The 25,333-nt window shown below is 64.9% G+C and carries 22 protein-coding genes; 6 read left to right on the forward strand and 16 right to left on the reverse strand.

The window, feature by feature from the left end:
• Nucleotides 1–201: 201 nt before the first annotated feature.
• Nucleotides 202–3,561, forward strand: a complete 3,360-nt coding sequence (locus tag ABE493_RS17385) for a hybrid sensor histidine kinase/response regulator (RefSeq protein WP_346500283.1) — start codon at nucleotides 202–204, stop codon at nucleotides 3,559–3,561.
• Between the two features lie 123 nt (nucleotides 3,562–3,684).
• On the opposite strand, the gene ABE493_RS17390 is transcribed toward ABE493_RS17385, so the two are convergent.
• Nucleotides 3,685–4,005 (reverse strand): ArsR/SmtB family transcription factor, encoded by a 321-nt coding sequence (locus ABE493_RS17390; protein ID WP_430980810.1) that lies wholly within the window; start codon nucleotides 4,003–4,005, stop codon nucleotides 3,685–3,687.
• Between the two features lie 82 nt (nucleotides 4,006–4,087).
• On the opposite strand from ABE493_RS17390, the gene ABE493_RS17395 reads away from it, so the two are divergent.
• Genes ABE493_RS17395 through ABE493_RS17405 form a run of 3 tightly spaced genes read left to right on the forward strand, consistent with a single transcriptional unit; the run spans nucleotide 4,088 to nucleotide 5,816 of the window.
• A complete protein-coding gene (locus ABE493_RS17395) occupies nucleotides 4,088–4,978 on the forward strand; it encodes an MBL fold metallo-hydrolase (RefSeq protein ID WP_346500287.1) in 891 nt (296 codons plus the stop codon).
• Nucleotides 4,975–5,388 carry a YeeE/YedE family protein gene (locus ABE493_RS17400; RefSeq protein WP_346500289.1) on the forward strand — a complete coding sequence of 138 codons (414 nt, stop codon included), beginning with the start codon at nucleotides 4,975–4,977 and terminating at the stop codon, nucleotides 5,386–5,388. Before ABE493_RS17395 ends, ABE493_RS17400 begins: the two co-directional genes overlap by 4 nt.
• Nucleotides 5,385–5,816: a DUF6691 family protein gene (locus tag ABE493_RS17405; protein ID WP_346500292.1), complete on the forward strand. Its 432-nt coding sequence runs from the start codon at nucleotides 5,385–5,387 to the stop codon at nucleotides 5,814–5,816. The genes ABE493_RS17400 and ABE493_RS17405 overlap by 4 nt, the downstream gene beginning before the upstream one ends.
• A gap of 360 nt (nucleotides 5,817–6,176) precedes the next feature.
• Here the strand turns inward: ABE493_RS17405 and ABE493_RS17410 are convergent, their stop codons facing one another.
• Nucleotides 6,177–6,839 (reverse strand): response regulator transcription factor, encoded by a 663-nt coding sequence (locus ABE493_RS17410; protein WP_062168673.1) that lies wholly within the window; start codon nucleotides 6,837–6,839, stop codon nucleotides 6,177–6,179.
• A 348-nt stretch (nucleotides 6,840–7,187) separates the two neighbouring features.
• Nucleotides 7,188–7,985: a 3-hydroxybutyrate dehydrogenase gene (locus ABE493_RS17415; RefSeq protein WP_346500295.1), complete on the reverse strand. Its 798-nt coding sequence runs from the start codon at nucleotides 7,983–7,985 to the stop codon at nucleotides 7,188–7,190.
• 211 nt (nucleotides 7,986–8,196) lie between these two features.
• On the opposite strand from ABE493_RS17415, the gene ABE493_RS17420 reads away from it, so the two are divergent.
• Together ABE493_RS17420 and ABE493_RS17425 are read left to right on the forward strand one after the other, a co-directional pair.
• A complete protein-coding gene (locus tag ABE493_RS17420; RefSeq protein ID WP_346500297.1) occupies nucleotides 8,197–9,930 on the forward strand; it encodes a 3-hydroxybutyrate oligomer hydrolase family protein in 1,734 nt (577 codons plus the stop codon).
• A 259-nt stretch (nucleotides 9,931–10,189) separates the two neighbouring features.
• Nucleotides 10,190–10,789, forward strand: coding sequence for a HutD/Ves family protein (locus ABE493_RS17425; RefSeq protein WP_346500299.1), 600 nt, complete (start codon nucleotides 10,190–10,192; stop codon nucleotides 10,787–10,789).
• 217 nt (nucleotides 10,790–11,006) lie between these two features.
• Here the strand turns inward: ABE493_RS17425 and ABE493_RS17430 are convergent, their stop codons facing one another.
• The 13 genes from ABE493_RS17430 to ABE493_RS17490 form a co-directional block, all read right to left on the reverse strand.
• Complete coding sequence (locus tag ABE493_RS17430) at nucleotides 11,007–12,617, reverse strand: sulfite reductase subunit alpha (RefSeq protein WP_346500301.1); 1,611 nt, start codon at nucleotides 12,615–12,617, stop codon at nucleotides 11,007–11,009.
• Nucleotides 12,614–13,588 (reverse strand): FAD:protein FMN transferase, encoded by a 975-nt coding sequence (locus tag ABE493_RS17435; protein ID WP_346500303.1) that lies wholly within the window; start codon nucleotides 13,586–13,588, stop codon nucleotides 12,614–12,616. Before ABE493_RS17435 ends, ABE493_RS17430 begins: the two co-directional genes overlap by 4 nt.
• A 340-nt stretch (nucleotides 13,589–13,928) precedes the next feature.
• Entirely contained in the window at nucleotides 13,929–14,735 is an 807-nt protein-coding gene (locus tag ABE493_RS17440) for a DUF4198 domain-containing protein (protein ID WP_346500305.1), read from the reverse strand.
• Nucleotides 14,736–14,760: 25 nt separating this feature from the next.
• On the reverse strand, nucleotides 14,761–15,282 hold the full coding sequence (locus tag ABE493_RS17445; protein WP_346500307.1) for a DUF2271 domain-containing protein: 522 nt from the start codon (nucleotides 15,280–15,282) through the stop codon (nucleotides 14,761–14,763).
• Between the two features lie 25 nt (nucleotides 15,283–15,307).
• Nucleotides 15,308–15,952, reverse strand: a complete 645-nt coding sequence (locus tag ABE493_RS17450; RefSeq protein WP_346500309.1) for a PepSY-associated TM helix domain-containing protein — start codon at nucleotides 15,950–15,952, stop codon at nucleotides 15,308–15,310.
• 317 nt (nucleotides 15,953–16,269) lie between these two features.
• A complete protein-coding gene (locus ABE493_RS17455) occupies nucleotides 16,270–18,684 on the reverse strand; it encodes a TonB-dependent receptor domain-containing protein (RefSeq protein ID WP_346500311.1) in 2,415 nt (804 codons plus the stop codon).
• A gap of 115 nt (nucleotides 18,685–18,799) precedes the next feature.
• A complete protein-coding gene (locus ABE493_RS17460; RefSeq protein WP_346500313.1) occupies nucleotides 18,800–19,213 on the reverse strand; it encodes a hypothetical protein in 414 nt (137 codons plus the stop codon).
• A gap of 350 nt (nucleotides 19,214–19,563) precedes the next feature.
• Nucleotides 19,564–20,241, reverse strand: coding sequence for a Fe2+-dependent dioxygenase (locus ABE493_RS17465; RefSeq protein ID WP_346500315.1), 678 nt, complete (start codon nucleotides 20,239–20,241; stop codon nucleotides 19,564–19,566).
• Nucleotides 20,242–20,262: 21 nt separating this feature from the next.
• The gene (locus ABE493_RS17470; RefSeq protein ID WP_346500317.1) at nucleotides 20,263–20,970 is read right to left on the reverse strand and encodes a tetratricopeptide repeat protein; all 708 of its coding nucleotides are present in this window, start codon (nucleotides 20,968–20,970) and stop codon (nucleotides 20,263–20,265) included.
• 142 nt (nucleotides 20,971–21,112) lie between these two features.
• Entirely contained in the window at nucleotides 21,113–23,404 is a 2,292-nt protein-coding gene (locus ABE493_RS17475; RefSeq protein WP_346500320.1) for a TonB-dependent receptor, read from the reverse strand.
• 125 nt (nucleotides 23,405–23,529) lie between these two features.
• Nucleotides 23,530–23,970, reverse strand: a complete 441-nt coding sequence (locus tag ABE493_RS17480; RefSeq protein WP_346500322.1) for a hypothetical protein — start codon at nucleotides 23,968–23,970, stop codon at nucleotides 23,530–23,532.
• Between the two features lie 256 nt (nucleotides 23,971–24,226).
• Nucleotides 24,227–24,559: a non-heme iron oxygenase ferredoxin subunit gene (locus tag ABE493_RS17485; RefSeq protein WP_346500324.1), complete on the reverse strand. Its 333-nt coding sequence runs from the start codon at nucleotides 24,557–24,559 to the stop codon at nucleotides 24,227–24,229.
• Entirely contained in the window at nucleotides 24,556–25,092 is a 537-nt protein-coding gene (locus ABE493_RS17490) for a GNAT family N-acetyltransferase (RefSeq protein WP_346500326.1), read from the reverse strand. Before ABE493_RS17490 ends, ABE493_RS17485 begins: the two co-directional genes overlap by 4 nt.
• Between the last annotated feature and the right edge of the window lie 241 nt (nucleotides 25,093–25,333).

Genomic DNA, 25,333 nt, shown 5'->3' on the forward strand with positions numbered 1-25,333 from the left:
CCCTCACCCCAACCCCTCTCCCGGAGGGAGAGGGGCTTCAAGCAAGGGCCTCAAGCAAGGGCCTCAAGCAGAGCCCCCAAGCAAGGGCATCAAGCAAGGGCCTCAAGCAAGGGCCTCAAGCAAGGCATTCAAGTCATGCACTGCTTCATCCTTCCCGCTTAACTCCGTATCCTGCCAAGCAGCTTCTGGGAAACGCATTCCATGTTGAGTCTGGTGACGGTGGCGCTGGCGGGTCTGGCCTGGCTGGCCCTGATGTTTGGCGTGGCCATCTACGGTGAGCGCCGGCCTACCGCATTCGCGCGGCATTGGCGGCATATCTACACCTTGTCGCTGGCGGTGCACTGCACTTCGTGGACGTTCTACGGCACCGTTACCCAGGCCGCGCGCCATGGTTGGCCGCTGCCGCCCACCTTTGTCGGTGCGATCCTTTTCTACGCGCTGGCGATCGGCGTGATGATGCGGCTGGTACGGCTGGCGCGCGAAACCAATGCCACCTCGCTCGCCGATCTGATTGCCGCGCGGCTGGGGCGTGATGCCTGGTTGGCGGCGACGGTGACGCTGGTGACGGTGCTGGGCCTGATTCCGTATATCGCGCTGCAGCTCAAAGCGGTGGCGATGAGCTTCAGCATGATCACCTCGCGCGCGGTGGACGCCGGGCAGGGTGGGTCGATCTGGCATGACAGTGCCTTGTATGTGGCGTTGGCGATGGCCTTGTTCGCGATGCTGTTTGGTGCGCGTCGCGCCGATGCCTCCGAGCACAATCGCGGGCTGGTGCTGGCGATGGCTGCCGAGTCGGTGTTCAAGCTCGGCGCGATGCTGGCGCTGGGTGTATTCGTCTGGTTTGGCCTGAAGGGAGTTCCTGCCGCGCTGCCGGCGCCGGTCAATGCGCAGGAAGGCGGCTTCATCCCGCTGGTGATCCTCGGTGGTCTGGCGATGTTCCTGCTGCCCCATCAGTTCCATGTTGGCGTGGTCGAGTGCCGCGATCCGGCCGATGTGCGCACCGCGCGCTGGTTGTTCCCGTTGTACCTGTTGCTGATCGCATTGCCTATCCTGCCGTTGGCGCGCGCTGGCACGCAGTTGCTGGGTAACAGCGTCCCGTCGGATATGTATACGTTGGCGCTGCCGTTCGCCGCAGGCCATGAAGGTGTGGCCTTGTTCGCCTTCCTCGGCGGCCTCAGCGCGGCCACCGGCATGGTGGTGGTGAGTACGCTGACCTTGAGCCTGATGATCGGCAACCACTGGTTCGCGCCCGGCTTGTTGCGCAGTGCCTGGGCACGTGCCGGCGGCGGCGATCACCGCCGCGAGCTGGTCTGGCTGCGGCGCGCAGGTATCTGCGTGATCATGCTGATGGCCTGGGGCTATAGCCGGTTGATTGGTGGCGGCAATGTGCTGGCCGATATCGGCGCGGTGTCGTTTTCGGCAATGGCCACGCTGGTGCCGGTGCTGGCCTTTGCCATCTGGCGGCCGCAGACGCCACCGCGTGCGGCCATCGCCGGTGTGCTGGCCGGCTTCGCGACCTGGGCCTGGGTGCTGCTGCTGCCTTCGTTGCTGGAAAGCGGCGGGCGTACACCGGCATGGCTGCTGCAGGGCCCGTTCGGGTGGCAGTGGCTTGCACCGCAGGGCTTGTTTGGCCTGACCGGCTGGACGCCGTTGGGGCGCGCAGTAGGCGCCAGCCTGTTTGTCGGCACCGCGGTGACGTTGTTGGCGATGGCCTGGCGGCGCGATACGCCAGACCGTATCAGCCGCAATCTTGATGCCGATACCCTGCGCGACGCCGGCCGTCGCTTCCTGCCTTATGAGCGGGTGCAGCGCTTGCTGGCCGACGCGCCGCGCAGTGGCGCGGTTCCAGCGGCGATCGAGGCCAGTGTTGAACGTGAGTTGTCGGCGGTGCTCGGCGCCGCCTCCGCGCGCCTGCTGCTGGACGCGGCGCGGCGCGAGGGCAATGAGTTGGCAACGGTGGCGGCCATCGTCAGCGAGGCCTCGCAGGATCTGCGTTTCAGCCAACAGGTGCTGCAGGCGGCGCTGCAGAACATGAGCCAGGGCATCAGCGTGATCGACCGCGAGCAGCGGCTGGTGGCGTGGAACCGGCCGTATGCGCGCATGTTTGGATTCCCCGATGAGCTGCTGCAGGTGGGCCGCCCGATCATCGATCTGACCCGCTGGGCATTGCAGGCAATGCCCGCACGCGGCGGCGACGAGCGTGCCGTGGACCGGCGCCTGGCGTTCATGCGCGCCGGTACGCCGCATTTGACCGAACGCGTATTCCCCGATGGCAGCATCGTCGAGATCCGCGGCAATCCAATGCCTGGCGGCGGCTTTGTAGCCACCTTCACCGATGTCACCGAGTTCCGCCGCAGCGAGCGCGAGCTCAAGCGCAGCAACGAAACCCTGGAGCAGCGCGTGGGCGATCGTACTGCCTTGCTGGAGTCGGCCAAGCGCGAGGCGGAGCGCGCCAACGATGCCAAGAGCCGCTTTCTGGCGGCGGTCGGCCACGATCTGTTGCAGCCGCTGCATGCCGCGCATCTGTTCACCGATACGCTGGCGCAGCAGGTGGAATCCAGCCAGCAGCAACAAACGGTGGTGCAGATCCGCGGTGCACTGGATTCAACGACTGACCTGTTGACGGGTTTGTTTGATATGTCGAGGTTGGAAGCCGGTGGTCTGGTGCCACAGCCGCGCGATCTGCCGTTGGCCGAAGTGCTGGATCCGTTGGTTTCCGAGTTCCGCGCCTTGGCCACCGCACGCGGGCTGGAGTTCCACTACGTGCCTACCCGCGCCTGGGTCAACAGCGACCCGCAGTTGCTGCGCCGGGTACTGCAGAATTTCCTCGCCAACGCGGTGCGCTATACCCATGCGGGCGGCGTGTTGCTGGGCGTGCGCCGTGATGGTCAGCGCCTGCGCGTGGAAGTGCATGACACCGGCCCGGGCATCGCCAAGCAGGAACAGCAGCGCATATTCGAGGAGTTCCGGCGTGGCGAGGAGAGCAGCGGGCAAGGGCTCGGTCTTGGGCTGGCAATTGCCGACCGCATTGCCGGCCTGCTGCATGCGCCGCTGCGCCTGCGCAGCGAGAAAGGGCGGGGCACGGTGTTCTCGGTGTCACTGCAGCTTGCGGTGTCGGCGCAGGTAGCGGTGGCGCCATGGCTGCGCAGTGCGGCAACGTCGGGCGGTGTGCCGGTGCTGGTGGTCGACAACGATCCGGTTGCCTTGCAGGGCCTGGCCGGCCTGTTGCGTGGCTGGGGCTACCACGTGGCCGAAGCCTCCGGCGAAGCACAGGCGGTGGCGGCATTGCAGGCCTTGCCGGCGAGCCTGTGGCTGTTCGACTACAACCTGGATGACGGTGATACCGGCACTGCTCTGCAGCTGCGGCTGAGCGAACGTTTCGGCGCGCGACCAACCCTGATCCTCAGTGCCGACGACGGCCTGGCTACGCGCCGGGAGGTGTTGGAGCAGGGACTGACGCTGCTGCACAAGCCGGTGCGTCCGTTGGCGCTGAAGTCGATTCTTGATCGGCTATTGGCGGCCGATGCGTTGAGGCCAGGCGCGGGGCGGCGGGAGTCTTAGGCGCCGCATTTTCTCCACGTAGCCCGGGTAAGTGCGGCGCACCCGGGAGAACCTTGCGATATTCCCGGGTGCGCTGCGCTTACCCGGGCTACAGGCCCTACGCGCTTTATCGCAGCCTGAAGGTTAGTTGCTAGCGTTCCCGCAATAAGCCGCATGCAAGGCCTGCATCACGCCCATTGCAGGGCTGTCGGCCAGTGCATAGAAAATGCTTTGTGCTTCGCGGCGAGTGCTGACCAGCTCGGCTTCGCGCATCACCGCCAGGTGCTGTGACAGCGCCGACATCGACAGGCCTACCTGCGCCTGCAGTTCGCCTACCGAAGCCTCGCCCTCCACCAACCGGCACAGCACGCGTAGCCGCGCCGGGTGGGCCAACGATTTGAGCAGCTGCGCGGCTTGTTCAGCGTGCGCCTGCATTTGTTCCATATCCATGTCTGAAGCTGGCATCAGGGGCTTGCGTTCCGGGCTTGTGCTTTACGGATGACTAGTTTAATTTAGAAAAAGCTAAATTAAAAGCAAGGCCCTCTCAATGAGCCAGACGCAGATCTCATCGCCGGTGGTCGAGCCGTTCTACGACAAGGACACCGGCACCTTCAGTTATGTGGTCTATGACCAGATCGGCGGCATGGCCGTCATCATCGATCCGGTGCTGGATTACGAGCCGGCCGGCGCACGCATCAGCACCGTGTCAGCGGATGCGCTGCTGGCATTCGTGCGCAGCAAGCTGTTGACGGTGGCCTGGATTCTGGAAACCCATGCGCACGCGGATCATCTCAGCGCGGCAGGCTATCTGGCCGATCAACTGCAGGCGCCGGTGGCCATTGGCCGCGGCATCGTGCAGGTGCAGCAGCACTTCAAGGCCGTGTTTGGCCTGGGCGATGCGTTCGTTGCCGATGGCAGCCAGTTCGACCGCTTGTTCGAGGATGCGGACAGCTTCAACGTCGGTGGATTGACTGCACGGGTGATCGCCACGCCTGGGCATACCGATGACAGCCTGACCTATGTGATCGGTGATGCGGCGTTCGTCGGTGACACCGTGTTTGCCGCAGATACCGGCACCGCGCGTTGCGACTTCCCCGGCGGCGATGCGCATCGCCTGTACGCGTCGATCCAGCGCATCCTGGCCTTGCCGGCCGGGACGCGCATCTACCTGTGCCACGACTACCCGGGCAATCGCCGCGAAGCACAGGCACTGAGCTCCATCGACGAGCAGAAGCAGCACAATCTGCATCTCAAGGGCGGTGCCGACGAGGCCAGCTTCGTACAGATGCGCGAGCAGCGTGACGCAACGCTGCCGGTACCGAAGCTGATCCTGCCGGCATTGCAGGTGAATATCCGCGGCGGGCGCTTGCCCGAGCCCGATGCCAACGGCGTGCGCTACTTGCGCTTGCCACTGGACCAGATCGGGAAACCGCAATGACCGGCTGGATGCTGGCCTTGGCCGGTGGCGTGTTGATCGGCTTGGCCGCCACGCTGTTGCTATGGCTGACCGGGCGTATTGCCGGCATCAGCGGCATTGTTGGCGGAGTGCTGATGCCGCGCAGCGGTGACGTGGCCTGGCGCGGCGCGTTCCTGATCGGCCTGATTGGCGCCGGTGCCGCGTATCTGTGGCTGGTGCCGGGCGCTTACACACCGCGCCAGGGCTTTCCGCCCGTGCTGCTGGTTGCAGCGGGGCTGCTGGTGGGTTTTGGCACGCGCATGGGCAATGGCTGCACCAGCGGCCACGGCGTCTGTGGCTTGGGGCGCTTGTCCGTGCGTTCGTTCGCTGCCGTGCTGACCTTCATGGCGACGGCGGTTCTGACCACCTACATCGTCAGGCACGTGGCATGAGTACGTCGCGTATCACCTGGGCGGCACTGGTTTCCGGCGCGCTGTTCGGCCTTGGCCTGGCGTTGTCGGGCATGACAGATCCGCAGCGCATCCTCGGTTTCCTCGATGTATTCGGCGATTTCGATCCGGCCCTGCTGTTCGTGCTGGGTGGCGCCGTCGGCACAACGATGTTGCTGTTCCGTTTCGTGCTGCGACGGCCGGCGCCGGTATTTGCCGAGCGTTTCCAGATCTCGGATCTGCGCCGCATCGACCGGTCATTGCTGATGGGTGCGGCCTTGTTCGGCATCGGCTGGGGACTGGCTGGTTACTGCCCGGGCCCGGCGCTGGTCGGCCTGGGCGTGATGTCGCCGGAGGCGCTGTGGTTTGTGCCGGCAATGCTGGCGGGCATGTTGCTGCACAAGGCAACCCATCGGAGCGGCGGCTTGTAGGAGCGGCGTAAGCCGCGAAGCTGGAAATGGCTCCGACATCGGAGCCAATGCAATCAGGAGTGCGTGGGATTGGTTTGGCCGGACCGGGTGGTGTACCAGCTTCGCGGCTGACGCCGCTCCTACAAACCTACGGCCGGGTCACACCGCTTGGCGCGCTGGATCGCACAGCTTCAGCTCGGGCATTGCTGCGCAAGCTGGTTGGCAGAGGAACACTGTGGGAGCGGCGTGAGCCGCGAAACGGGTATCAGCTCCGGCACCGGAACAACTGCAATCAGGGGTGCGTGTGGTTGAACAGGCCGCGAGTTGCCAGTTCGATAGCTTCGCGGTTTACACCGCTCCCACAAGAATCAAAAGCGGTGGTCACACCGCCTGGCGTGCTGGATCGCTCAGTTCCAGTTCGCGCAGTACCACGCTGGCCTGGGTGCGGTTGCGAACCCCGAGGCGTTCGAAGATGGCCGATAGATGGGCCTTGACGGTGCGCTCCTGCACATCCAGGCGGTCGGCGATCTGCTTGTTGAGCAGGCCTTCGGCAACCAGCGCCAATACCCGGAACTGCTGCGGCGACAGACTGGCCAGGCGCGCGGCCAGTTCGCTGTCGTGGCTGGAGGACTGCGCCCGCGATACCGCCGCGCGCAGCGATGCCGGCAGCCATTGCTCGCAGGCCATGACGCTGCGGATTGCTTCGCGCAGCTCATTCAAACCCGAACTCTTGGGCAGGTAGCCGGCGGCACCGTGGTCTAGCGCACGCCGCACCACGCGTGGATCGTCATTGGCCGAGACCACGATCACAGCCACGCCAGGGTGTTGTGCGCGGATAGCGGCCAGTCCTGCCAAACCGTGATTGCCGGGCATATGCAGGTCGAGCAGGATAAGGTCGGTGTCCGGAGCTGCATCCAGCGCCGCCAGCACGCCTTCCAGCGATTCGGCCTCACGCACCTGCAGTTCGCTGACGGCCTCGCTGGCCGCCTGCCGCAGGGCAGCGCGGAACAAGGGGTGATCGTCGGCAATCAACAGACTGGGCATCAGGCCAGGAACCAGTGGTGGGAAAACAGCAAACAGTAGAGGCGCAGGGGCGGCCAAAAGCAAGGAGCAAGGAGCAAGGAGCAAGGAGTGAGGAGTGAGGAGTGAGGAGTGAGGAGTGAGGAGTGAGGAGTGAGGAGTGAGGAGTGAGGAGTGAGGAGCGAGGAGCGAGGAGTGTGGAGTGTGGAGCGAGGAGTGTGGAGCGAGGAGTGTGGAGCGAGGAGTGTGGAGCGAGGAGTGTGGAGCGAGGAGTGTGGAGCGGAACTGGAGCCGGCTCTGCTCTACCGTTACTCGCTCCTCACTCCTCGCTCCACACTCCTGGCTCCCAGCTCCCAGCTCCCCGCTACTGCTTCACTGCGCTGTCCAGCCACCGTCCATCGGCATCGCTGCGCCGGTGAGGTTGTGCGACTCGCGGCGGCACAGCCAGACCACCATCGCGCCGATGTCTTCGGGCAGCGACATGCGCAGGCTGGGCTGCTTTTCTTCCAGCAGGGCGCGGACGCCGTCATCGCGGCTGCCGCCATTGCGGTGCGCCTGGATCTGCGGCTCGATCAAGGGCGTCTCAACCCAGCCCGGGCAGACGCAGTTGACGGTGACGCCACCGCTCTCACGGTTGCCGGCAGCGGCGTATTCCAACGCCGCTACCTTGCTCAGGCCGACGATGCCGAACTTGCTGGCCACGTACGGGGCCTTGTTCTTCGAGGCGACCAGGCCATGCACCGAGGCGATATTGACCACCCGGCCGTAGCCGCGCTCGGCCATGCCCGGCAGCGCATGCTGCATGGTGTGGAAGGCAGCGCTGAGGTTGATGGCGATGATGTCGTCCCACTTCTGCGGCGGCTGTTCGGCCAGCGGCGCGGCGTGCTGGATGCCGGCGCAGTTCACCAGGACGTCGATGTTGCCCCAGGCCTGCACGGCTTCGAGCATGTGGGCGATCTGGTCGGGCTTGCGCAGGTCGGCATCGAAGTGCCGCGCCTCGCTGCCGGTGTCGGTGACGCTGGCCAGCGCCGCATCGATCTGCTCGGGCGTGCCCAGGCCGTTGATGGCCACGCGGGCGCCGGCGTTGGCCAATGCCTGCGCGATGGCCAGGCCGATGCCGGAGGTACTGCCGGTCACCAATGCGGTGCGGCCTTGCAGGAAGCGGTCCATGGGGGGACTCCGATGCTATGGGGGATGGTGGAAACGTAGCAGCAGCAGCGCTAAAAGCGTGTGGTACTTAAGTACGATGAGCCGGCCGTGGTTGCTCTGCTAGGGTGCGTCCATGAGCCAATCCCTATTGCGCGCCGCCTGCGGCCTATTTGTCGGACTGAGCCTGGCCTCCTGTGCCAGCGGCCCAGCGTCCAAGCCCGTGGAGTCTTCCATGTTCAGCAACGAACTCCGCAGCGAACACCGTGGCAGTGATGACCTGCTTACCGCCGGGCTGGGCCTGGCCGGCCTGCGCAGCATGGCGCCACCGGCCTTTGCCGATGCCAGCGCACCGACCGTGGATGAGCTGCGCCGTCGCGCGATGTGGGGTAGCTGGCGCGGCATTGCCGACCTCGCTCCGGGCGGTGGTTACGGCGAACTGTTCGGCAGCCTGCAGAGTGTGCCCGGCCGCGAGTATGCGGCGTTCGCACGCCTGCCCGGTGCCAAGCAGCCGCATCGCGTGCTGGCGCAGATTCCGGACAACTTTGATACCGCCAAGCGCTGTGTGCTGGTCGCACCGGCATCGGGGTCGCGTGGCATCTACGGCGCGGTGTCGGTCGCCGCTGCCTGGGGCCTGCCCAAGGGCTGTGCGGTGGTCTATACCGACAAGGGCGCCGGCAGCGACTACTACGATCTGAACGCGCAGATGGGTGTGCGTGCCAACGGCAGCATCGGTGCCTTGGGTGAAGTCAGCGACCTTGCGTTCGTGCCGGATGCGCCGGTCAATGCAGCGGGTGTCGCCTTCAAACATGCGCATTCCAAGGACAACCCGGAAGCCGACTGGGGGCGCCACGTAAAACAGGCGGCCGAGTTCGCGCTGTTGGCCCTGGCACAGGCCTATCCGCAGGCGGCTCCTTTTACGTTCGAGAACACCCGCATCATTGCCGTGGGCATCTCCAATGGCGGCGGCGCGGTGCTGCGTGCGGCCGAGTTGGAAGGTGACTGGCTGGATGCCGTGGTAGCCGGTGAACCCAGCATCTATTCCAGCGGCGCCGGTGCACGTGCGCTCTACGATTACAGCACCGAGGCGGCGTTGTTGATGCCGTGCGCGCAGCTGCACATGAGCAACCTGCCGCAGCCGCCGATGACTGCCGCGCTGCAGGCCGGTGCCGCCGTGCGTTGTGCAACTTTGGCAGCGGAGGGTGTGATCGGTGGTGCGACACCGGCAGCGCAGGCCAAGACGGCCTACGAGCTGATGCTCAGCAAGGGCTGGACCGACGAATCGCTGCGTGCTGGCGCCTTGTCCACCGGCTTTGATCTGTGGCGCGCGATCTCGGCAACGTATGCCTCGGCCTATGGCCGCTATGGCGTTGGCGAGCATCCCTGCGGCTTCAACTTCGCCGCACAGAATCCGGACTTCTCGCCGCGCGCGGCAAGCGCCATTGAGCGTGCTGCGTGGATCTCCGACGGCAGTGGCATTCCGCCGGGTGCCGGCGTTGGCCTGCTAGACAGCAAGGTGGCCTTGCCGGACCTGACCTATGCAGGGCTCAAGTGCCTGCGTGGTCTTTGGGACGGGCAGGGTGAAGACGCCAGGCGCGTACAGGCGGGTATCCAGGCCACGCATGCTGGTTTGCCGCGCAAGGGGCTGCCGGTGATGGTGGTACACGGTGCCGACGATGGCCTGATTCCACCGGCTTTCAGCAGCGCACCGTATGCGGCGGCGGCCAAGGCGGCCGGCCGTGAGGTGAGCTATTGGAAGGTGCGCAATGTGCAGCACTTCGATGGTTTCCTCGGCCTGCCGGATTACGGCTCGCGCTACCTGCCGCTGCTGCCGTATGTGTATGAGGCCCTGGATCGGGTGCAGGCACGCCTGGACAAGGGCACGGCCTTGCCGGCTGATGCAGTGATTGCGACCACGCCGCGTGGGGGTAAGCCGTTGACGGCTGAGAACCTGGCGATGCCGAAGTAAACGCTTCTGCCCCCTCCCTTGTGCGAAGCGCACGGGGCGCTTGAGCCCCCTCCCTTTGCCGAAGGCAAGGGGAGGGTTGGGGAGGGGTTGGTTTTGCTCCACGCTGTTGGTTCTGTGGCTTCGCGGCTTACGCCGCTCCTACAGCGAGCAGATGCAATGTGATTGCAGAGGTCTCCGCCGCTTGGTTGTGGTGAGCTTCGCGGCTTACGCCGCTCCCACAAAAAAGCAGTTGCATGCACGCTGATGGCATCATTGGCCAATGCATACCTTGAACTCTCCTTCCCGGGTCATACCGGCTGCTCTCTACCAGCGCGAGCGCTGGCGTAATGGCCTGGGTTGGACGCGCGAAATCCTGCGTCTGCCCGAGCAGGGCGACTGGCAGCTGCGCCTGTCCATTGCCGAGATCGAGCAGGATGCGGCTTTCTCCGCATTCCCAGGTGTTGAACGCGAGCTGGTATTGCTGCAGGGCGAAGGCCTGCGCCTGCGCTTCGCTGATGGCCGCTGCGAAACCTTGCTGCCGCCGTATCAGCGGTTGCGGTTTGCCGGTGAGGCGGAGCTGGTTGGCGAGTTGGTGGATGGGGTGACCCAGGACTTCAATCTGATGTGGCGCCGTGATGCCTTGCAAGCCGAACTGCTGCATCGGCCGCTGGTTGGCAACATGTTGTTCTTCACCGAGCCACAGGCCGCATGGGCCATCCATCTATTGGCCGGCCATGCTGAGTTCGAGGGTGGTGTGCTGCCGGCGATGTCGGCCGGCGATACCGCATGGCTTGGCGCCGGTGAGCGGCAACGCTATACGCTCAGCGGCGGCGGTGAGGTGTTGGCGATAAAGGTGATGCCGGTTGTGGGAGCGGCGTAAGCCGCGAAGCCAGATAGCCAACAGCGCAAAGCTTCACCTGTAGTGCCGAGCCATGCTCAGCATGGGTATTACCGGGAACGCTTCTGCCGAGCATGGCTCGGCACTACGGTTGGGATTGTTTGTAAGGCTTCTGCCGAGCATGGCTCGGCACTACCGATGGGATTGTTTGTAGGGCCTCTGCCGAGCATGGCTCGGCACTACCGGTTGGTTGCGATGGTCAGTAGACGTCGCGACGATAGCGGCCGGCGATACGTAGGGCCTGATGTGCGTCGGCACCAATCGCATCGATGATGACCTTGTCCACCGCCGGGGCCATGCCTTGCAGGCTGCCGCAGACCAGCAGGGTGGCGCCATCGTCCAGCCATTGTCGCAGCACCTCGCTGTGCGCAGCCAATGCGTCCTGCACGTAATGGTAGGCGCCATCATCGCGACTGAAGACCGTATCCAATCGCTCGATTCCACCCTCGCGCTGCCATTGCCGCAGCTCGTCGCCGAAATGGAAGTCGTGCGCCACGTTGCGCTCGCCGAACAGCAACCAGTTGCGGCGCGCGCCTGCATCGATACGGGCGCGTAGATGCGCGCGCAGGCCGGCGATGCCGGTGCCGTTGCCGATCAGAACCAGCGGCGCATCGTTGCCGGGTGGATGGAAATTGCTGTTGCTACGCAGACGCAGATCAATGCTGTCGCCGGGCTGGGTGTAATCGCAGAGCCAGCCGCTGGCCAGGCCAGGACTGCCATCGGGGCGTAGCTGCCGGCGCAGCATCAGCTGCAGGCTGCCCTCCGTTGGCATCGATGCGATCGAGTATTCGCGGTGTGGCAAGGGTTTGAGGCTGGCGGCCAGGGCGTCGACATCCCGGGTTTCGCAGTTGTCGGGCAGGTGCGAAACGGCCAGGGCATCGCGCAGCATGCGGCCATCGGCCAGCACGCTTGCTGGATCAACGTCGTGCGCCTGCAGCCATTGCGTCACCGCGGCAGCGGATTGGCGCGGGCCGATCTCGGCGATGTCGCCGGCCTGCCAGGTAGGCAGCTTGCCGTCCGCCGGTTGCAGCTGCAGGTGGAATACCTTGCCGCCGATGCTGCCGGGGTTGAGAACTTCGCGCTTGCGCAACAGCCAGGATTGATAGGCCGGCACGCTCCAATCACTTGCCTCCGTGCTTGAGCCGCCGAGCTGGCCCAGCAGCTGCTGCCAATGGCGCAGCGCTTCGGCGTCGGCATTGTCGACGTCCACGGTGTCAAACAGCGGCTGCGCACCGTGCGCACGCAGCCAGTGATCGAGTTGATGGCCGAACGCGCAGTACTGGTCGTAGGTTTTGTCACCCAGCGCCAGCACCGCGTATTGCAGCTGCGGCAGCTTCAGCGGCTGCGGCATTACCCGGCTCAGGAAGGCGAGGGCGTGATCGGGCGGATCGCCTTCGCCGGTGGTGCTGACGATGAACAAGGCCTGGCGACTGCTGTCGAGCAGTGCCGCATCCACCTGGTCGATAGCGCGCAGACGGGTTTTGTGGCCGGCAGCACGCAGCTGTGCCGCCGTGCGCTGCGCCAGTTGCTGGGCAAAGCCGGTCTGGCTGGCCCACACCACCAGGATGGGCGGTTCCTTGCTGTCACCGACCTCATCGTCGCGTTGGCGGGTACACCACCACAGGGCGAAACAGGCAGCTGCGTAGATCGCCAACGCTGTCAGGGCCATCCACCACTGTGGCGCCAGCGGCGGCGCCGGCCACCAGCGTTCGCCCAGGTGCAGGCGCAGTAGCAGCAGGGCGATCAGCAACAGGCCCAGGCCAACGGCGAGGTTGCCCAGCAGTGCGCGCGTGGAGCTGTTGCGGTTCATTGCGTGCTGGCGTCCAGGTAACGCTGGAAGGCGGGCGTCATGGTTTCGATCAGGCCATTGCTGCTGCGGGTGATGAAGCGTGCAGCCAAGTCATGGCTGTTGGCAAAGGCCAGACCTTGCTCGGCGCCCATCACGGTCAATGCGGTGGCCCAAGCATCGGCAAGCATGGCATCGCGGGCGATCACGCTGACTGCGGCGGCGGCATGGCTGACCGGCGCGTGGCTGCGCGGGTCCAGGGTGTGGCTGTAGGACACGCCATTGCGTTCAAACTGGTGCCAACGATCGCCGGAGGTGGCTACCGCAAGATCATCCAATGCCAATACGCGCGGCGGATATTCGGCGCCGGCATCTTCTTCCGGAGCGGATTCAACCAGCACGCGCCAGGGTTGGCCATCGGGTTTCAGACCATAGCCGTGCAGTTCGCCGCCTACTTCGACAAGCGCGGCGGTGATGCCGATACGACGCAGCCAGCGGCTGACCAGATCCACGCCGTAGCCCTTGGCGATGGCCGACAAGTCCAGCTGCAGGCCGCCCGGTTGCAGGGCGCTTTGCGTTTGGGGATCCAGCTGCAGTTTCTGCCAGCCGCAGCGTGCGGCGACTTCGGCCAAGCGCGTGGGATCGGGAACGGCCTGCGCGGCGGCATCGGCGCCGAAACCCCACAGCGCGACCAAGGGGGCGATGCTGGGATCGAAGGCGCCTGCACTGCGTTCGGCAATATCGCGCGCGGCGCTGAGCACGCTCCAGAAATCATCGGGTAATGCATGCCAGCTGTTGGCGGCGGCACGGTTGTAACGACTGATATCCGAGCCGGCTTCCCAGGTACTCATCTGCGCGACCACGCGGTCCAGTTCGGCCTGGATGCCAGCATGCAGCGGGTGCAGGTCACGGCTGCGCACAACGACCAGCTTGACGCTCCAGCTGGTGCCCATGGTGTGGCCGCCAAGAGCGGCGATGTCGGAGTTGGAGGACATCGGAAATGATCGGCTAGGCGGTGTTGCTTCTCCCGCGAGCGGGAGAAGGTGCCCCGAAGGGGCGGATGAGGGGAAGCTTTTGCTTCTTTCGACCGACGGCAGACTTCAGGAGCCCGACTCCGGCCTTGCCCTCACCCCAACCCCTCTCCCGCAGGCGGGAGAGGGGCTATGAGCGCATGAGCTTCGGAGTGCTTCTTCTCCCGTTTACGGGAGAAGGTGCCCCGAAGGGGCGGATGAGGGGGAGCTTTTGCTTGTTAAGGCCGACAGCCGACTTCAACTGCGCTGCTTCGGCTTTACCCTCACCCCAACCCCTCTCCCGGCGGGAGAGGGGCTTTGAGCATTACTGCGGCAGCACTTCCAGCGTGCCTACGTAGCTCAGGCGGCGGACGCTGGCTTGCGGGATCGAGGTCTTGTTGTCCTCGGTGCCGGTTTCCAGCCAGTACATGCCAGCCTGCGGCCAGGTCACCGAGAACTCGCCATTGGCGTCGGTGGTGACCTTGATCTCTTCCTGGGCGTTGCGGTAACGGGTGCCACCGCGGGTGATCTCGACTTCCAGACCCGCATGCGGCTTGCCGTCGACCAGCAGCTTGAACTTGGCCTGCTCACCGGCGAACAGATCATTCGGGTGACCCACTGCAACCAGCTCCATGCCCTTGCCGGTCGGCTGCAGCGCGGTGTCGTTCGGCTTGCCGTTGGTGACGAAGGTTTCGATGCGGCCGGCGGTCTCGGAGACCTTCAGGTCCTTGGCGTCCTTCGGCACTTCGGTGGCGAAGGTGGCGGCGTTGCCGCGCCAGCGCTTGGGCTTGCCGTCTTCCTGCCAGTTGGCCGACAGGCCGGCATTGACGGTGGCCAGGCGGTAGGTGCCCTGCTGGGTCAGCTCGACATCGAACACGCTGCGGTACTTGCCGGTGGCCGCGTTCTGCGGCTGCACGGTGCTGCCGTCCGGTGCGGTGATCACCAGGTTGTCCAGGCGCAGCGGCACGTGGTTGAAATAGAACAGGTCGTTGGACACGGCCGCATCCACCGTGATCCACGGGTTGGTACCGGCAATAACGGTCTGCGACGGCTGCAGCCAGGCCTTGTGGGCGGCGGCGGAGAAGGGCAGCGCGGCGGCAATGGTGGCAGCAAGCAGGAGGGAACGCTTCATCGGTTGGCTCCGTTGGTAATGGGGATCAGGGTTTGACGGCAAGGGTGACGGCGCCGAGTTCGGTGCTGCCTTGGGCACTGCCGTTCTGGGCGGCACGGGCCGGCCAGCTGAAGGGAATCTTGACCAGCTCGCGGCCACCGACTTCACGTGCGGCTTCCACCACCAGCGTGTACTGGCCGGCGGGCAGGGCGCGCAGCTGCGGCTGACGATCGTTGAAACTGAGCTGGTGCTTGCCGACCGGACGGGTCGGGCCGGTCACGCCATCCACCGGCACCTGCAGGGTGCGGCCGCTTTTGCGCCACCACTGGCGCAGGTCCGGCAGCCACTTGGTGCCATGGCCTTCGGCGGTGTCCTTGAGCTGGTACCAGACCGACAGATTGGCGGCGACCTGCTGGTCGGCACCTTCGATCCACACCGCCACATACGGGCGGTGGTACTCGGCCACGTTGAGCTTGGGCACTTCGACGTTGACGTCGAGGCTGGCGGCGTAGGCGGCAGGAGCGGTAGCGATCAGGCCACTCAGGGCGATGGTCAGGGTGACGCGCATGGTGCGACTCCGGGAAGGGCGACGGTCAATGGATGAGGAGCAGGGCGATCAGCAGCGGGATCAGCAAACCCAGGCCGACCAGCGGCCAGGTCATGCGCCGCTGCCGCGCATGCAGATGCAACAGGAACAGGCCGGTGATGCAGAACACCAGACAGGCCACCGCGAACACGTCGAGGAACCAGCCCCAGCCCGGACCGGCGTTGCGGCCCTTGTGCAGATCGTTGAAATACGAAACCCAGCCGCGACGGGTTTTTTCAAACTCCAGCGCACCGGTTTCGCGGTCGATGCTCAACCAGGCATCGCTGCCGGGGCCGGGCATGGACAGGTAGATTTCTTCCGGCGACCACTCGGCCTCGCGGCTGCCGATGGACACCTCCAGACGGTTGGACAACCAGTCGGAAACGCGGGCGGGCAGCGGTGCATTGCCGTCCTGGCGATCACCCAGCGCCTTGAGTACAGGTGCTGGCAGTTCCAGCTGCAGGTTCTGCACCTGCGGCTTGGCTTCGATCTTGGACGCGTGGTTCAAGGTGATGCCGGTGAGAGAGAACAGCAGCATGCCGATCAGGCACACCGCCGAGCTGATCCAGTGCCACTGATGCAAGGTGCGCAACCAGAACCCACGGTTGGCTTGGTGTTGCACGGTAGTGGCGGCGCTGCGGTCTGCGGACACGGGGATCAGGGGTGTTGAAGGATGACGATTAGAGCACTAATGAGAATGATTCGCAATTTGTGCTGTGCTATGCCCCCTCCCTTTGCCGGAGGCAAGGGGAGGGCCGGGGAGGGGTAGCTTTTGATCTGGCTGTTGCTTGGGTTCTGGATCTAGGCCTGAAGCTGGAAGCAAGATCAAAAGCTACCCCTCCCCAACCCTCCCCTTCACTGCGTGAAAGGGAGGGAGCGGTGTTGCTTGTGCTGGAAACGTTTGTGGGGCTGCGGCGTTGACAGGCGGGTGGGCAAGCGCTCAGCGCTGCCCGTGCCCAGCTACACCAATCAGAACTTCGCGTTCAACGACAGCCAGTAGCTGCGGCGCTGTTCCTTCACTGCATAGTCGTCGACGCAGCTGTACTCGCTCGGCGAGCTCAGGATGCAGGACTGCGAGACGAAATCCTTGTCGAACAGGTTGTTGACGCGCGCGTTGACGGTGAGCCAGTCGTTGAGCTTCCAGCTGCCGCCCAGGTGGAAGGTGGTGTAGTCCTCGTAATAACGCACGGTCGAGTTGCTGACGCCGCCCACGTTGGACACCAGCGTGTCGCGGTAACGGTCGTAGCGGCCTTCGCCGATCAGGCTCAGGCTGATGGCGTCGTTGAGCTGCCAGTTGAGGCTGGCATTGGCCATGTGCTTGGCCGGGTTGCCGGCAATCGGCCGGCCCTTGGTGGCGCCGCTGGTCTGCTCGCTCTTGGTGTAGGTGTAGTTGCCGCGCAGCTGCAGGTTGTCCAGCAGGTCCACATGGCTGGCCAGCTCAACGCCGCGGGTTTCGGCCTTGTCCAGGTTCACGCTCTGGCTGAAAACGCTGTAACCCAACGCTGCCCAGCCCGGGCCCACGTCCACACAGTAACCGCTGTTGGCCGGGGCCACTTCGCAGTTGGCGAAGCTGCCGCCGCTGGCGATCTTGTCGTCGAAGCGGTTGAGGAAGGCGGTGGCGTTGAAGCCCCAGCGGCCGCCATCGTAATAGGTGGCGATTTCGTAGTTGGTGCTGGTTTCCGGCTTCAGGTTGGGCGAGCCCACCATCGGGATCACACCCTGGCCGCCGAAACCGGTCACACCGGGGAACAGCTGGTCCGGGCGCGGGGTTTTGTAGCCGGTGCTGATGCCACCCTTGACGGTCCACGCATCGCTGGCATTCCACACCAGGTAGGCACGCGGGCTGACATGGCTGCCGAAGATGTTGTGGTCGTCGTAACGCAGGCCGAAGGTGGCGGTGAGCGCGTCGGTCAGCGCCCAGTTGTCTTCGGCAAATACCGACCAGGTGCGGTGCTTCTGCTTGACGTTGTCGCGGTAGCCGTTGCCGTCCATGCCGAACACGCCGTCGGTCATGTCGGTGTTGTTGTACTGGCCGCCGACGGTGACCTTGTGCGCGCCGAAACTCAGGTCAAGCATGGTGTCCAGCACCAGTGCGTCCAGTTCCATGGTGCGCAGTGGGCGCGGCAGGAAGGCCTGCAGGCGTGCGCGTTCGGCGTCATTGAGCACCGACAGGTTGCCGCTGGCCATGTTGCAGTTGGCGGCCTGGCCGCGGCGACGGCAGACATCGTTCCAAAGGGTCTGCAGGTCGGCGCGTTCGTCCAGGGTCAATGGCAGCGAGCGGCCCAGGTTGTTGCTCTGGGTGCGCGACAGGCTGGTCTGCCAGGTGCCGAAGTCGTAGCGGCCCTGGTGGGTCAGCGAGAGCTGGTCCAGCTCATAGCGCTGGTAGGCGGTATAACCAACGCGCGGCTGCACCACGCGACGGGTGGTGGTGCCACCGTTGCCATTGGGAATGGTCGCCACGCCGCTGCGCCATAGGCTTTCGGCGCTGTCCAAGGTGCCGGTCTGGCCCTTGCTGTTGTCGTACTTCTGGCGCGAGACGTCGTAGTCCAGCCACAGGTCGTGGTTTTCGCTGGCCTTGAAGTTCAGGCGGATGCCGCTGTTCCAGTTGGTGTTGGCCACGGCCTTGCCGCCGCCGCCAAAGCCGAGCGCACGTTCCCACTGGCTGCCATCGGGCAGCGGCAGCGAATCCCATTCCGGGCGCGATTCGTCGATGTCATACCAGCTGCCGCGCACGGTCATGCCCAGACGATCCTTGATCAGCGGGCCGCTCAGGTACAGGTCGGTAGTGCGGGCATCGCCGAAAGCATCTTCCTGCTGCACGGTGAAACCCTGCGTCACCGAGCCGTGCCATTCGTTCTGGTTGCGACGGGTGATGATGTTGATCACCCCGCCCATGGCGTCGGCGCCGTACAGGGTCGACATCGGGCCGCGCACCACTTCGATGCGTTCCACTGCATCCAATGGCGGCATGTAGGCGAACTGGCCGCCGCCGAAGTTGTTCGGGTACAGATTGCCGACGTTGCTCTGGCGGCGGCCATCGATCAGTACCAGCGTGTATTCGGACGGCATGCCACGCATGGAGATGGTAGCGCGGCCGTTCTTGTCGGTGGTTTCCATGCCGACGTCGATGCCTTCAACGTCGCGCAGCGCATCAACAAGGCTGGTGTAGGGGCGCAGTGCCAGTTCTTCGCGGCTGACCACGCTGATGCTGGCTGGCGCGTCGGTGATCTTCTGCTCGAAACCGCTGGCGGTGACGACCACCTTGTCCAGCGTGGTGGGCGCGCCGCTGCCGTTGGCATGGGCGCTGGCGCTGAGGGCGCCGAGCACGGCGAGGCTGAGCAGTTGGCGGGAAACGGACACACGGCGACGCTGGCACAGGGCCATGGGAATACCTCGAACAAGGGAATGCAGGCTGCAGCCGTCTACACCGCAAACGCGGGCGCAGGCAGGGACGGGCTGGAAAGGAAGGGGTGTAACGCGAGCGCCTGGGCGCGGAGCATCAGCTCAACGGGGGCGCTTGCCCGCGCTGCTGGCGCGGGCTGGCCAAGGCATGGCCGATGACCGGCTCGGATACCGGGATGACCACACGGGCCGTGCTGGGCTCGCTGGCTGCAGGCAGTAGCTGCCTGGCATTGGGCAAAGGCGGAATGGCGCGTGCTGCGCGCAGCTGGCTTGCCTTGCGAAGTTTGGCTGGGCTTTCTTCTTCAAGGTGGCGCTCGCCACCCTGACGCTCTTCGGCAGGCGCCGATGCATTGCTGTTTTCCGCAACGCCGAGCCGGGCCAGCGGGGAGCCGCTGTGGCAGAGCGAGGCCAGCAGCGACAACAACAGCAACAGACACAAGGCCAACGGGCGCAGACTGACAACGCCGGATGCGGCGGTGCTGTATGCGTGTTTGCGCTGTGGTTGCTGCATGCGTATCCCCGGATTGCGGACGCGGCCAACAGGGCCGATGTGCGCGGTGCGGCATTGTAGATACGATTCGTTAACTTTTGCAAATGAGAATTGATAGCAACATGACAATTATCAGTCCGCTGCCGTTGGCTGATGCGCGCGCCGCGCTGTCAGTGGCGTTGATTCGTTGGAGCTGTCCGGTGCGCGTGGCAAAGGAAGGCCGCGGCTTTTGTAGCCCGGGTAAGCGCAGCGCACCCGGGGGCAGGGATCGGCCGGATTCTTGGATTCTCCGCGAACAGCCCCGGGTGCGCTGGGCTTACCCGGGCTACTGGACTACGCAGCTACTGCGATGACGATGGGACCGGCAACGCTCAGGTCTGCGCCCATTGCCGCAGCAGGTTGTGATAGATCCCGGTCAGGCTGACCAGTGAGGGGTGCTGCGGGCAGTCCAGGGTGAGTTGCTGGATGGAAGTGTCCATTTCCCACAGCAGGCGCCGGTGGGCTTCGTCACGCACCATGCTCTGCACCCAGAAGAACGACGCCAGGCGCGCGCCGCGGGTCACCGGCTGCACCTTGTGCAGGCTGCTGGAGGGGTAGACCACCAGGTCACCGGCTGGCAGCTTCACCTCGTGCTCGCCATAGGTGTCACTGATGATCAGTTCGCCGCCTTCGTATTCTTCCGGCTCGCACAGGAACAGGGTGCACGACACATCCGAGCGCAGCTGCTCGCCCTGGCCCAGGTTCATCACCGCGCCATCGACATGGAAGCCGTAGTTGCCGCCACCGCTGTAACGGTTGAAGCGCGGTGGCAGGTACTTCAGTGGCAGCGCGGCGCTGAAGAAGGAAGGGTTGCTGGCCAGCGCCAGCAGTACGGTTTCTCCCAGTTCACGGCGCAGCGGCGAGTTTTCCGGCAACTGCTCGTTGCGCTTGGCATGGGTGCCGAGATGGCCAACGGTCTCGCGGCCATCGGTCCAGTCAGCCGCATCCAGTTTCTGGCGAAAAAGGGCGACCTGTTCGAGGCTGAGTACGTTGGGGATATGCAGCAGCATGGGAGTTCCTCGGGGCCTGGCTCAGGCTACCAGTGCGCGGATCTGCGGATGGGGAGAGGCGGCCAGTTCCGGCACGATATTCGCCATGAACGCCGGGCTGCCGTTGGCCAATGCCAAGCGCAGCCACTGCACGGCGGGCTCGATCTGGCCTTGTTGCAGCAGGATGGAAGCGAGGTTGGCCTGGCCGCGGAAATCACCGGCCTCGGCCGAGCGTTGATACCAGGCCAGGGCGGCCTGCGGATCGCGTTCGATATCCAGCCCGTCTTCCAGGTGGCGCGCCAGCAGGTTCATCGATTTGGCATGGCCCATGTGGGCAGCCTGCGTATACAGTGCCAGCGCCTTGGGCCGGTCCTGCGCCACGCCACGGCCGGTGGCGAGCAGGTTGGCATGGTTGTACATGCCCCAGTCCAGTCCGGCTTCGGCGGCATTGCGGTACCAGACCGCAGCCAACGAGGCATCCGGCGTGCAGCCCTGGCCCAGTTCATGGCAGCGGCCAAGCATGTTCATCGCCAGTGCGCTGCCGTTGTTGGCGGCGGTTTCGTACCAGAGCAGGGCGGCCTGCTCGTCGCGCGCCACGCCTTTGCCTTCGATGTATAGCTGGGCCAGCAGCAGCTGTGCATCCAGCTGGCCACCCAGTGCAGCCTCACGTATCTGCGCGAACGTGCCTTGCGGGTCGTTCAACAGTTGCTGCGCCAGTACATCGGCATCGCTTGGAAAGGAGTTGGACATCGTCTTGCCTGTGCCCGGCTTTGTTCGGCGTTTGATCGCTGATGGTAGCCATTGCGGGGGATTGCCGTCGCCTGTCGCGGCAGCGGCGGAAAGCAAAACGGCGGCAGGTTTGCACCTGCCGCCGTTGCTGGTCATGCCTGGATCAGAACTTGACGTTCAGTGCCAGCGTGGCCGCGCGACCCGGGGCGATGCTCGCGTAATGCGAGGCGTAGGCCTTGGTGAAATAGGTCTTGTCGGTCAGGTTCTGCACGTTCAACTGCAGGCTGATGTTGTCCTGGATGGCGTAACCGATCATGGCGTCCCAACGGGTGTAGCTCGGCACCCACTTGGTGTTGGCGGCATCGCCGTACTGCTTGTCGACATAGCTTGCACCACCACCGACGGTCAGGCCGAACGGGAACACATAGGTGGTCCATAGCGTGGCGGCATGCTTGGGGGTGTTCGGGAACATGTTGCCGTTGTTCGGCGAGACGATGTACTGGCCTGCCGGGCAGGGCTGGCCGCGCGGTACGGTGACACCGCAGACAAAGCCGTTGTCCTTCAGCTCCGAATCCATGTAGGTATAGCCGCCGGCGACATTCCAGTTGTCGGTGATCTGACCATTGATGCCGATCTCGACGCCATTGATCGCCTTCTTGCCCGCGTTCTGGGTAGTGCCGGTGTCGATGACGACGCGGGCATTGCTCATCTCGGTGTGGAAGATGGCGGCGGTCAGGTTCAAGCGCTTGTCGAGCAGGTCCCACTTGGTGCCCAGCTCGTAGTTCTTGGTTTCCTGCGGCTTGAGGTTTTCGATGGCGGCGCTGATCGAGTCGTTGCCCTCACCGCTGTCCATGCCCGGCGGGGTCGAGGAGGTGCCGTAGGACAGGTAGATGCTGCCGTTGGCGGTCGGCTTGAACACTACGCCAGCCTGGTAGTTCAGGAAGCCGTCGCTGTTGTTGAGCACGGTCGGCGCCTTGTTCAGGACCGGGGTGACCTGCTCGGTGTCGTAGTCGTCCCAGCGCAGGCCGAGGTTGACCAGCCACTTTTCGCTCAGCTCGATGGTATCGAAGGCGTAGACCGACTTGGTCTTGGTGGTCTGGTCGATATCCAGCGCCTTGTCGCTGCGGGTGACCGGGTGGGTGGCCGACCACGGATCCTTCGGGTTCGGGTTGTAGAAATCGGTGCAGTTGTAGCCGGTCGCTGCGCCGGTGGTCTTGCACACCTGGTTGTTGCCGATCGGGTTGTTGGTGCCGGCACCGCCGATCACGTAGCTGCCCTTGCTGCTCTTTTCTTCGCTGTACTCAACGCCAGCGCTGTAGCTGTGCTTCAGACCGCCGGTCTGGAACGCACCGGTCAGGCTCAGCTGGTCGGCAAAGGTCTTGGTGTCGATGGCACGGTTGTTGGTACGGCGCCACAAGGTGCCATACAGGTTCGGGTTGTTCTTGCTGTCGTCCGGCTGGGTCCACAGGTAGTCATTGCTGGTGTTGCCCAGGCGCGCGATGTTGCGCAGCTTGTGCTCGCCGAAGGAGTAGCTGGCATCCAGGGTGCTGATGTCGGCACGGGTGCGCTGGAAGTCCCGGTCAATCAGCCCGTAGTAGTTGTTGCGGTTGGGCACGATCGGCGCACCGACGGTGGTCTTGGTGGCCGGGTCGCCATACGGGAAGCCGCCGGCATCGGGCAGATCGTCGGTTTCCAGGTGGTAATGGCTGGCGATCAGCTGCAGCGGGCCGTTCAGGCCGAAGGCGATGGACGGTGCGATACCCCAGCGGCTGACATTGGCAGCGTCGCGGCCGGCGATGTCGGATTCGTGCTTGAGCAGGTTCAGGCGGGCGGCGATGCCGTCGCCCAGCACGTAGTTGGCATCAACCGTGCCACGCGCATAGCTGTCGGTGCCGATGCCCATGCTGGCACTGGTTTCATTCTTCAGCTTCGGGGTCTTGCTGACCAGGTTGATGCTGCCGCCGCCGGAGTCACGGCCGCCGTAGGCCGAGCTCGGGCCCTTGACCACTTCCAGCTGCTCCAGGTCGAACACTTCGCGGGTCTGCGTACCAACGTCGCGCAGGCCATCGACGAACATGTTGCTCTGGCCATCGAAGCCACGCAGGAACGGGCGGTCACCGGTGGAGTTGCCGCCTTCGCCGGCACCGAAAGTGATGCCCGGAACCATGCGCAATGCGTCGACCAGGTTGGTGGCACCGATTTCCTGGATGGTCTTCTCGGTGACCACGGACACCGACTTCGGCGTATCCAGCAGTTCGGCGGTGAACTTGGGCGAGGACGGCGCGAACCAGCTGCCGCGTACCTGTACCTGATCCAGATCGGTGGCCTTGTTCCTGGCCGAGTCGGCGTCTGCGTCGGCGGCCAGTGCGGTCAGCGGCGAGAAGCCGGCGGCCAGTGTGGCAGTGGCGAGCATGGTGGCGCGCGGTGCGTACTTGCGGGTCTTGATATGGGTCATGGACGGGTATATCCGGGAGAAAAGGACGAGTTGAACCTGACGGGCCGAAGGGCGCCGCGGGTGTCTAGATGGAAAGCGGGATATCGACGGCGACGCGCTGTTGCGCGGGGATCGCCGGAGGCTGCTTAGATGGCGCGCGCGCGGGGCGGGGCGTGGCCGGGATTGAGCAGCAGATAGGGCGCCAGCGGATAGCGCTGGGCGCGCTCCACCGCGTGCTGCAGCAGCGTGTCGCTGGCGGCAGTCATGAAAACGCGGTGGGCGGTAAGCGGAGCAGGCGTGACCGGCGGCGATAGCATCGTTGCCGGGCGCGAGCGGGTGGGGCGGGAGGATTCGCTGCCGGCTTCGCTGATGGCAGCCATCTGCAGCGGCTGCTGCGGGTGGCCCGGTTCAGGCGAAACCAGGCTCTGCGTGTAGCCTTCCACTGCCAGCGGGGCGGCAGCAACCGCCTTGGCCTGCAGGGCCACGGCCCATACCAGCAACATGCCAAACAACAGTGGCAGCCAAAGCAAGCGCTGCCGCACGGAGGCGACAATCAGCGGAGCAGCCTTGGCGGGCGGGTTGGACATGGGGGAGGGTGCGGACCGTTAACATCGCTTTGTCGCGATAGATGCGCATCTTATTGAGAATTGTTTGCGTTTGCAATCCTGATATGAGAGGGACAGCAGGGCATTCAATGGGTACGGATGGGAGGGCTGTTGGTCAGCCCGGGCACGTGTCGGCGGAGGCTGCGGGCCATCGGACGGCTGCGGCACGCCTCCCGATCGCGTCCGTAGCGGGGAAGGCTTGCGCGACTCCCCGCTGTCATGACACCGGGCCTGACACTCAATCGCGGTCGTCGCGCGACCAGATACCGCCGTGTTCGCGCTTGACCGGGAACTTGGGGACGGCAGTGTAGGCCGGGGCGCACAGGGCGCGGCCGTCGCGCACATCGAAACGGGCACCGTGCAGGATGCACTCGATGCTGCCTTCTGCCGCATCCAGCTCGCCGGAGGACAGTTCGAACTCCTCATGCGTGCACTGGTCTTCCAGCGCGTACAGCTCGCCGTCCAGGTTGAACACGACGATGGGGGCACCGGTTACTTCATCGAAGCCGGTCTTCATTTCGCCCGGCAACAGTTCCTCGCTGCTACAGATGAAGGTCCAAGTCTCGCTCATGCGGTGGCCCCGAGCGGCTTTTCCAACACCTCGAACTGCAGGTCGTCGCGCTTGGGTATGCCAAAGCGTTCGTCGCCATACGGGAACGGCTTCTTGATGCCGGTGCGCACATAACCACGGCGTTCGTAGAAGGCGATGAGTTCTTCGCGGCAGTCGATCACCGTCATCTGCATGGTCGGCAGCTGCCATTGCTCGGCGGCATGCTGTTCCGCGCGCTGCATCAGCTGCTTGCCGATGCCGCCGCCTTGGGCGGTGGGGCTGACCGAGAACATGCCGAAGTAGCCGTGGCCGTTTTCATCGGCGACATGGCAACAGGCCTGCAGCTGGCCGTCCTGCTCGGCGAGCAGGATGACGCTGCGCGGGCGGTCGAGGTCGCCCTGGATGCCAGCGGCGTCAATGCGCTGGCCATCGAGGATGTCGGCTTCGGTGGTCCAGCCGACACGCGAGGAGTCGCCGCGGTAGGCGGAGGTGACCAGATCGATCAGGGCCGGGATATCGGCGGCGGTGGCGTTGCGGAAGGTCAGCGTGTTCATGGCATGCATTCTAGCGCTGGGAGCCGGAACGGACGATGGGACGCGTCTGGGGGAGGGGCTGTGCCCCCTCCCTTTCGCGTAGCGAAGGGGAGGGTTGGGGAGGGGTTAGCGCTTCGCCGGCCATGCAGCCGTGGCGTCGCGTCTGTAGTGCCGCGCCAAGCTAGGCAGCAGCTCAAACCGTGAAACCCAGTCCCAGCAAGGCTCGGCACGAACACCCCCCTGACAAATTCTGCCGGCCCCG

Origin of the sequence: Stenotrophomonas terrae, assembly GCF_039674165.1 — a bacterium.
GTDB classification, from domain to species: Bacteria; Pseudomonadota; Gammaproteobacteria; order Xanthomonadales; family Xanthomonadaceae; genus Stenotrophomonas; species Stenotrophomonas terrae_A.

Coding starts and splice junctions, on each gene's coding strand:
- ABE493_RS17465 (WP_346500315.1), bottom strand. CDS start 20,241: ATGCTGCTGCATATCCCCAACGTACTCAGCCTCGAACAGGTCGCCCTT.
- ABE493_RS17475 (WP_346500320.1), bottom strand. CDS start 23,404: ATGACCCATATCAAGACCCGCAAGTACGCACCGCGCGCCACCATGCTC.
- ABE493_RS17435 (WP_346500303.1), bottom strand. CDS start 13,588: ATGTCCTCCAACTCCGACATCGCCGCTCTTGGCGGCCACACCATGGGC.
- ABE493_RS17490 (WP_346500326.1), bottom strand. CDS start 25,092: ATGAACACGCTGACCTTCCGCAACGCCACCGCCGCCGATATCCCGGCC.
- ABE493_RS17485 (WP_346500324.1), bottom strand. CDS start 24,559: ATGAGCGAGACTTGGACCTTCATCTGTAGCAGCGAGGAACTGTTGCCG.
- ABE493_RS17400 (WP_346500289.1), top strand. CDS start 4,975: ATGACCGGCTGGATGCTGGCCTTGGCCGGTGGCGTGTTGATCGGCTTG.
- ABE493_RS17460 (WP_346500313.1), bottom strand. CDS start 19,213: ATGCAGCAACCACAGCGCAAACACGCATACAGCACCGCCGCATCCGGC.
- ABE493_RS17395 (WP_346500287.1), top strand. CDS start 4,088: ATGAGCCAGACGCAGATCTCATCGCCGGTGGTCGAGCCGTTCTACGAC.
- ABE493_RS17440 (WP_346500305.1), bottom strand. CDS start 14,735: ATGAAGCGTTCCCTCCTGCTTGCTGCCACCATTGCCGCCGCGCTGCCC.
- ABE493_RS17430 (WP_346500301.1), bottom strand. CDS start 12,617: ATGAACCGCAACAGCTCCACGCGCGCACTGCTGGGCAACCTCGCCGTT.
- ABE493_RS17425 (WP_346500299.1), top strand. CDS start 10,190: ATGCATACCTTGAACTCTCCTTCCCGGGTCATACCGGCTGCTCTCTAC.
- ABE493_RS17390 (WP_430980810.1), bottom strand. CDS start 4,005: ATGCCAGCTTCAGACATGGATATGGAACAAATGCAGGCGCACGCTGAA.
- ABE493_RS17470 (WP_346500317.1), bottom strand. CDS start 20,970: ATGTCCAACTCCTTTCCAAGCGATGCCGATGTACTGGCGCAGCAACTG.
- ABE493_RS17410 (WP_062168673.1), bottom strand. CDS start 6,839: ATGCCCAGTCTGTTGATTGCCGACGATCACCCCTTGTTCCGCGCTGCC.
- ABE493_RS17420 (WP_346500297.1), top strand. CDS start 8,197: ATGTTCAGCAACGAACTCCGCAGCGAACACCGTGGCAGTGATGACCTG.
- ABE493_RS17455 (WP_346500311.1), bottom strand. CDS start 18,684: ATGGCCCTGTGCCAGCGTCGCCGTGTGTCCGTTTCCCGCCAACTGCTC.
- ABE493_RS17405 (WP_346500292.1), top strand. CDS start 5,385: ATGAGTACGTCGCGTATCACCTGGGCGGCACTGGTTTCCGGCGCGCTG.
- ABE493_RS17415 (WP_346500295.1), bottom strand. CDS start 7,985: ATGGACCGCTTCCTGCAAGGCCGCACCGCATTGGTGACCGGCAGTACC.
- ABE493_RS17445 (WP_346500307.1), bottom strand. CDS start 15,282: ATGCGCGTCACCCTGACCATCGCCCTGAGTGGCCTGATCGCTACCGCT.
- ABE493_RS17385 (WP_346500283.1), top strand. CDS start 202: ATGTTGAGTCTGGTGACGGTGGCGCTGGCGGGTCTGGCCTGGCTGGCC.
- ABE493_RS17480 (WP_346500322.1), bottom strand. CDS start 23,970: ATGTCCAACCCGCCCGCCAAGGCTGCTCCGCTGATTGTCGCCTCCGTG.